This window comes from Rhizobium sp. 22-785-1 (genome assembly GCF_053521965.1).
Map to the genome: position 1 here is coordinate 1,000,599 of NZ_JBNWDI010000001.1, position 7,104 is coordinate 1,007,702.

The window sequence follows — 7,104 nt, forward strand, 5'->3', positions numbered from 1 at the left end:
ATTGTTTGAACACCAGGACAGGATCGATCTATGCCCGCCTTCAAGACCCTTGACGACCTCACCGACATCTCCGGAAAGCGTGTTCTCGTTCGCGTCGATCTCAACGTGCCGGTCGCGGACGGCAAGGTAACGGACACGACCCGCCTCGAGCGCGTTGCTCCGACCATTCTCGAACTGTCCGAAAAGGGTGCCAAGGTCATTCTGCTTGCTCATTTCGGCCGTCCGAAAGGTGAGCCTGTCGCGGACATGTCCCTGTCTCTGATCGCACCGGCATTGGAAGAGGTTCTCGACCATAGCGTGCTGTTTGCCAGCGATTCCATCGGTGAAGCCTCAGCAGATGCGATTGCCAAGATGAATGATGGCGATATCCTGCTTCTGGAAAACACCCGCTTCCACAAGGGCGAGGAAAAGAACGATCCGGCCTTTACCGCAGAACTCGCCAAGAACGGCGATATCTACGTCAATGACGCCTTCTCCGCTGCCCACCGCGCCCATGCCTCCACTGAGGGTCTTGCCCGCCATCTGCCGGCCTATGCTGGCCGCACCATGCAGGCCGAACTGGAAGCGTTGGAAAAGGGCCTCGGCGCCCCTGCCCGCCCGGTCGTTGCCATCGTCGGCGGCGCCAAGGTGTCCACCAAGATCGATCTGCTTATGAACCTCGTCAAGAAGGTCGATGCGCTGGTGATCGGCGGCGGCATGGCCAACACGTTCCTCGCTGCCCGCGGTACCCAGGTCGGCAAGTCGCTTTGCGAGCATGATCTCGCCGAAACCGCAAAGCAGATCATGATCGAAGCCGCGACCGCTGGCTGCGCCATCGTGCTGCCGGACGACGGCGTGGTTGCCCGCGAGTTCAAGGCCAATGCCGCCAACGAAGTCGTCGATATCAACGCCATCCCCGAAGACGCCATGATGCTGGATGTCGGCCCGAAGTCGGTCGAAGCCATCAACGGCTGGATTTCGCGCGCTGAAACGCTTGTCTGGAACGGCCCGCTCGGCGCCTTCGAAATCGAACCGTTCGACACGGCAACGGTTGCCGCAGCACGTCACGCTGCCGAATGCACCAAGTCCGGCAAGCTCGTCTCCGTCGCAGGCGGCGGTGATACGGTCGCAGCACTCAACCACGCAGGTGTGGCGGAAGACTTCACCTACATCTCGACGGCTGGCGGCGCCTTCCTTGAATGGATGGAAGGCAAGGTGCTTCCAGGCGTCGCCATTCTGCAAGAGCAGAAGTAAACGGCGCTTCGCCCCCCCCTAGACACTCCTTGCCAACGCCGCATCCGGCGTTGGCTCTTGGCTTAGGGCAGGACGGTACCTCCCCTACCACGCCTACGACCGGCTCGATCCGAGAGTGCAGCCACGGCACATCTTCTTCTACGGACGCCGATACATCGGCATGACGCCCAGCAAGACGCCAAGAGCCTGTAGAACATGCAGAGCGCCTTCCTTGGACCGCTGCACCTCTTCCTCTCCCGCAGATGACGGTGGAACCAAAAGCCTCAAAAAACGTCTTCTCAGTCTGCGATTTCACAGCTCAACCACGCCCGTAAAACATTCAAACGATTGAATATTCTTCGGTCGGTTCCGTAGGCGAAGACCGCCATCTTTCTGCCTCCGTCTGGTACTCGGGTATGGTCATACACAGGGAGAATGGAAATGACTGAACGTCTGGAAGACATTGCCTTGAAGATGATGTCGAGCGGCAAGGGACTGCTGGCGGCGGATGAGTCCACCGGCACCATCAAGAAGCGTTTCGATACCATCGGCCTGGAATCCACCGAAACCAGCCGCCGTGACTATCGCGAGATGCTGTTTCGCACAGACGCTGCGATGACGAACTGCATCTCCGGCGTCATCCTCTACGAAGAGACGCTGTTCCAGAAGGCAGCCGATGGGACACCCTTAGTCGATATCATCAAGGCGGCAGGCGCCATTCCCGGCATCAAGGTGGATAAGGGCGCAAAACCGCAGGCCCTTTTCCCCGGCGAGACTGTGACCGAAGGCCTGGATGGCCTGGCGGACCGCCTGAAGACCTATTACGACGCCGGTGCGCGCTTTGCCAAATGGCGCGGCGTCATCAATATCGGCGATGGGCTTCCGACCTGGGGATCGATCAAAGCGGATTCGCAGGCGCTGGCCCACTATGCAGCACTTAGCCAGCAGGCCGGTATCGTGCCGATCGTCGAGCCGGAAGTGCTGATGGATGGCAAACCGGGCACGCACAGTATCGATCGCTGCGCCGAGGTAACGGAATGGGTGCTGCGCACCGTCTTCACCGATCTCTATGACGCCCGCGTCAATCTGGAAGGCATGATCCTGAAACCCAATATGGTGATCGACGGCAAGAACGCCCGCAAGGCAAGCGTCGAAGAGGTCGCGGAAAAGACCGTGAAGGTGCTGAAGGCCACCGTGCCGTCCGCAGTCCCCGGCATCGCCTTCCTCTCCGGCGGCCAGACCTCGGAGGAAGCCACCGCCCACCTCTCGGCGATCAATGCCGGGTATGATCTGCCATGGTCCGTCACCTTCTCCTATGGCCGCGCGCTACAGGAAACCGCACTTCACGCCTGGGGTGGCAAGGCTGAAAACGTTGCCGCCGGCCAACGGGCCTTCCGCCATCGCGCCGAGATGAATTCTCTGGCCGCCCTTGGAAACTGGACGCAGGAGCTGGAAAAAGCGGCCTGACGTCCGAGCACAATCCTCAATGGAGGCCGCCCCACCGGGCGGCTTTTTTGCGACACCCTTTTCCCACTCTCTTCAAATTTCGCACCGCCCGTCGCACTATGCGCCATAACAACCCCGTCACCGCCCCGACAGCAACCCGACAGTCGGGCGGATTACGTGGTGTCCGGCGGCGGTTTGCGTGAGTGTCGGCCTCGTCGAACCTTGGAGAGAATGATGCTGGTACAGAAACTCAGGCTGCAGCGCGGCTGGTCGCAAGAGCAATTGGCAACCGTCAGTGGGCTCAGCGTGCGTACCATCCAGCGCATCGAACGCGGCCAATCGGCGAGCCTTGAAACGCTCTAACATCCGTCTTCAAGATCGACGTGTCGCAACTGACCTTGGAAAAGGAAACGGACATGCAAAGCATTGCTGTCAACGCATGAGAAGCCGAGGAAGCCATCGCATTCGAACGCGTGCGAAAGATCAAGGAATTCTATCTGCACGTCGCACAATATGTCGTGGTCATCGCCATGCTGGTCGTGATCAATCTCGTCACCAGCCCTCATTAGTTCCGGGCCATCTGGCCAGCACTCGGCTGGGGTGTTGCCCTCGTTCTAAAAGGGCTGACTACTTTCGACCTCGTACCTTTCCTCAAGGCCACATGGGAAAGGAAGAAGGTCGAGGAACATCTCGGCCGCAAGCTCTGATCCGCCTCACAGCCTGTTCAAAAAGTTGCCGTTGGCGCCAGCAAATGGCGATGACTGGATGGACTGCCACGCCCCTGTCAGCCGGCAGGGGTGCGCGCAGCCGGCATGAATTTACGGCCGCAAAAGTAGCACCAGCGTCCACAGCACAAAGGCGACAACGGCGATTTTCCAGAAATCGGCACGTCGTCTAAAACCCGGGAAACCGAGCGGGCGGATAAGCTGGATGCCCATGGCAAGAAGTAGCAAAAGGCCGATCGCCTTCGTCATCGCGCAACCTTTTGGCTCAATCCGGCAAGCACCGCGCCGCCGTTTCTGCCATGTTCTGCGGGAACAGCCGGCAAGCGCTGACAGTTCACTCGCAAATGTCTGTTTAAGGGCTTGCAGCATCCGCAAGCCAAATGTCAAACTCATTTCGACGTCGTCACAGAGCGGACATTTTTATGCTCACCATAACGGCCTCCAAAGCGAATCCACTGGCACGTGATACCCGCAATAGCATCGGCATGAGAGTGACTTTATGAGCAGAAATATTCTTCCCGTATTCGCTCTCCTGACCAGCACCCTCTTCCTTTTTCTCGGAAACGGCCTTCAAGGCCTGCTTCTGCCGGTGCGCGGTTCTGCGGAGGGTTACTCCAACGAGGTTCTCGGTTTTCTCGGCACGTCCTGGGCAACGGGCTTCGTCATCGGCTGCTTCGTGGCACCCGCGATCGTTCGCCGCGCGGGGCACATCCGCGCCTTCGGCAGCTTCGTGGCGCTGATTTGCCTTACCGTGCTGTTAACCGGGCTTTTCATCGATGACGTCGCCTGGGTGGGCCTGCGCGCACTCACCGGCTTTTGTACCGCCGGCACGTCCATGATCATCGAAAGCTGGCTGAACGAGCGCGCCACCAATGAAAGCCGCGGCGCGATCTTCTCGCTCTATATCGCCATCACACTCTTCGGCGTGGTCGCGGGTCAGCTGGTCATTCCCTTCGGCCATGTCGGCAACACCTCGCTCTTCATGGTCTGCGCCATCATCTATTGCGTTGCCATTCTGCCTGCCATGCTCTCCAAGGCGGAGAGCCCGCAGCCTTTGAAGAAGGTGAAACTCGATCTGCCGGCGCTCTATCGCAACTCGCCCGTCTCCTTCGTCGGCATCCTGCTGATCGGTATCGCCAACGGCGCCTATGGTACACTGTCGGCGGTCTTCGGCGCGCGCGCCGGTCTTGACCCCACCACCATCGCCATCATGGTCAGCTCCACCATATTCATCGGTGCGCTCGCCCAGTTTCCGGCTGGCAAGCTTTCCGACCGTATCGACCGCCGCTTCGTGCTGGCGGGGCTGGCGGCGCTTTGCGCTGTCGCAGGCCTCGCGATCGCCACCGTCCAGCCGTCGCATGTCTATGTGCTGATCGGCATGATTGCGGTCTATGGTGCGGCGGCCAATGCGCTCTACCCAATCGCGGTCGCGCACGCCAATGACTTTGCGTCCTCCGAAGATTTCGTCAAGGTCTCGGGCGGCCTGCTGCTGCTCTACGGTATCGGCACCATTATCGGCCCGACCCTTGGCGGTCCGATCATGACCTATTTCGGACCTTATGCGCTGTTCCTGGTAACGGCGACTTCACATCTGATGATAACCGCCTATTCTATCTTCCGCTCACGCAAGCGCGCTGCACTGACGACCGAGGAGAAAGACAACTTCTCCACAATGCCGACAGCACCTGCACCGCTGTTGACACCCGAAAGTGCCTCGCTTGATCCGAGAGCCCCGCAATATCCTGAAGAGGAAGCAGATTTGCAAAAGGGAGCAGGAATATGAGTATTTTCGATGAGGATCTTCCGCAGAAGCAAGGCGCGACCCACATTGTCGGCAGTGATCTGACGCTGCTTTCCGTGGACGAACTGACCGCCCGCATCAACATTCTGACCGGCGAGATCGAACGGCTGGAACAGGAGCGAGAGAAGAAGTCCGCTGGTCGCAAGGCGGCTGAAAGCCTGTTTAGCGCCAGATGAAAACCAATGCGGCCGACAAACGTTACGGCGCGCGACAGTTTTTCATTTACCATTAACCAAATATTAAGCTTTCTGAGAGATTACTATACATGTTCAGTTCTGCTGAACCTCAGGCAGTTTCTCCTATCGGCGAATTGGTCTGATTTTTCTCCCTGTTTTACCTTGAGAGCCGCTTTTGCGGCTCTTTTTTTATCTTGTTGGAAAACCTGCAAAACTGTGGGTATTAACCTTTCTTTAATAATCAGCTTGCGCATTTCAGCTATTGGTATCATCCTGAAAATACAAAGGCCGGAACAATTTACCCGCTAACTCCGTTGCCTCACCGTATCATGCGTAAGCAGGGATTAAAGAAATGTCGGAACAGGTTTTGAATACCATCAGCTTCGCCGGCCGCGCCGCAGCCTCGAACCAGTTCAAGACTCTCTATGCCGAGGGGATGGGCTTGGTGGAAGAAACGGCAAGCTACCTCGACGGCTCCGGTCGCGCAGCATCCAAGGTTCTCCCGCGCATGGCTTCGGTTCTCTACGCCGCAGAATCTATGCGCCTCACCACCCGCTTGATGCAGATGGCATCGTGGCTGCTGCTGCAGCGCGCTGTCAACAATGGCGAAATGACCCGCGATCAGGTTCTGAACGAAAAGAACAAGGTGCGCCTCGATAACTTTAACGTCGATCGCAACGCGCCGGGCTGGAACGATCTGCCGGAATCCTTCCGCGATCTGGTCGAGCGTTCGTTGCGCCTCCAGAACCGCGTTGCCCTTCTCGACCGCGAAATTTACCGCCCCACCGAGGCGAAGGTTCCCGACAACGAGAACAGCGTTCAGGCCCAGCTCAACCTGCTTCGCACCGCCTTCAACAGTAACTGATCGCGCAATTCCTATCGCATGATTTTGAAGAAGCAGGCTCCGGCCTGCTTTTTTATTTGGCCGCAGTTTAAAGCTCGTTCGCAGTTACCCGCCGTTCTGAGCCGGAGGCCGCGCGCCAACCTCTCATTGGTCGGCTTCGTAAAGTACCGGGTAACATCCTGGATCTGTTGTTTTGTGTTGAATCAAAACGTTCTGGACACGCGCGATGCGATAGCCAACAGGTTGGTTGCCGCAACGTCCGACGAAGCGATCACCCGGCGCATCTTAAGTTTCCGAGATAGGCCAGATTTCGAGCCGAAGCCGCATTAAGGAGTTGTCAACGATAGCGGAGCGTCTTTCGGCAAGCTGACTTCATTGATTAAAATCTTAACTCGAAAATATACTGAAATTTGTGGGGGTGCGGCCTAGCTATCGGTCCAATATTAACTTGGTGTGCCGCAGTGTTAGAAGCATTACTTCCTCCGTCTCCCGCATCTTCTACGAAAAGCTCCACTTCTGGATCGTCAGGCTCTCAGTCCGCCACCGGCACATCCGGGCCGGCGAAGAGCGAAGCTCCGCCATCATCCACCCCCACCAGCCAGAGTTCCTCTGCCCAGCCAACGGCGAGCACCCCTGCTCCCGCCGAACACAATGACACCGATACCGACGATGGCACGTATTCTCCTACGCCGTCTCAGCCAGCAGCAGAGGAACCATCCCCTGCTCAGGGCCAGGCAGGCGATGAGGATGCACCATCGGCTGTAGAGAACAATAATTCCGGCTCCCAGCCGGCCCCGTCAAATGCTCCTGTTCAAAACAGCGAGGCCGCACCGACCGGCGCACAACAACAGCCAGAGAGCGACAATTCCCAGCCAGATGCAACTCAAACGCCAGTCAGCG

8 protein-coding genes and 1 pseudogene are annotated in these 7,104 nt (G+C 58.1%); 7 read left to right on the forward strand and 2 right to left on the reverse strand.

The window, feature by feature from the left end; all coding sequences use genetic code 11:
- The first annotated feature begins 30 nt into the window (after positions 1 to 30).
- The 4 genes and pseudogenes from ACQZ5M_RS04760 to ACQZ5M_RS04775 all read left to right on the forward strand — a co-directional run bounded on the left by ACQZ5M_RS04760 (position 31) and on the right by ACQZ5M_RS04775 (position 3,365).
- Complete coding sequence (locus ACQZ5M_RS04760; protein ID WP_296016560.1) at positions 31 to 1,233, forward strand: phosphoglycerate kinase; 1,203 nt, start codon at positions 31 to 33, stop codon at positions 1,231 to 1,233.
- Positions 1,234 to 1,653: 420 nt separating this feature from the next.
- A complete protein-coding gene (locus tag ACQZ5M_RS04765; protein ID WP_449079172.1) occupies positions 1,654 to 2,679 on the forward strand; it encodes a class I fructose-bisphosphate aldolase in 1,026 nt (341 codons plus the stop codon).
- A gap of 213 nt (positions 2,680 to 2,892) precedes the next feature.
- Positions 2,893 to 3,021 carry a helix-turn-helix domain-containing protein gene (locus tag ACQZ5M_RS04770; RefSeq protein WP_296016552.1) on the forward strand — a complete coding sequence of 43 codons (129 nt, stop codon included), beginning with the start codon at positions 2,893 to 2,895 and terminating at the stop codon, positions 3,019 to 3,021.
- A gap of 155 nt (positions 3,022 to 3,176) precedes the next feature.
- Positions 3,177 to 3,365: pseudogene (locus ACQZ5M_RS04775) on the forward strand (2TM domain-containing protein).
- A 111-nt stretch (positions 3,366 to 3,476) separates the two neighbouring features.
- Here ACQZ5M_RS04775 and ACQZ5M_RS04780 read toward each other — a convergent pair.
- Positions 3,477 to 3,632: a hypothetical protein gene (locus ACQZ5M_RS04780; protein ID WP_165457088.1), complete on the reverse strand. Its 156-nt coding sequence runs from the start codon at positions 3,630 to 3,632 to the stop codon at positions 3,477 to 3,479.
- A 250-nt stretch (positions 3,633 to 3,882) separates the two neighbouring features.
- Between ACQZ5M_RS04780 and ACQZ5M_RS04785 the strand changes: the two genes are divergently transcribed.
- From ACQZ5M_RS04785 to rcdA, 3 genes are all read left to right on the forward strand, one after another.
- Positions 3,883 to 5,166, forward strand: coding sequence for an MFS transporter (locus ACQZ5M_RS04785; RefSeq protein ID WP_296016549.1), 1,284 nt, complete (start codon positions 3,883 to 3,885; stop codon positions 5,164 to 5,166).
- The gene (locus tag ACQZ5M_RS04790) at positions 5,163 to 5,360 is read left to right on the forward strand and encodes a DUF1192 domain-containing protein (RefSeq protein WP_296038401.1); all 198 of its coding nucleotides are present in this window, start codon (positions 5,163 to 5,165) and stop codon (positions 5,358 to 5,360) included. The genes ACQZ5M_RS04785 and ACQZ5M_RS04790 overlap by 4 nt, the downstream gene beginning before the upstream one ends.
- Positions 5,361 to 5,712: 352 nt before the next feature.
- Entirely contained in the window at positions 5,713 to 6,225 is a 513-nt protein-coding gene (gene rcdA / locus ACQZ5M_RS04795; RefSeq protein WP_296016545.1) for a protease adaptor protein RcdA, read from the forward strand.
- Between the two features lie 511 nt (positions 6,226 to 6,736).
- Here the strand turns inward: rcdA and ACQZ5M_RS04800 are convergent.
- Positions 6,737 to 6,880: a hypothetical protein gene (locus ACQZ5M_RS04800; protein ID WP_296082986.1), complete on the reverse strand. Its 144-nt coding sequence runs from the start codon at positions 6,878 to 6,880 to the stop codon at positions 6,737 to 6,739.
- Positions 6,881 to 7,104: the final 224 nt, after the last annotated feature.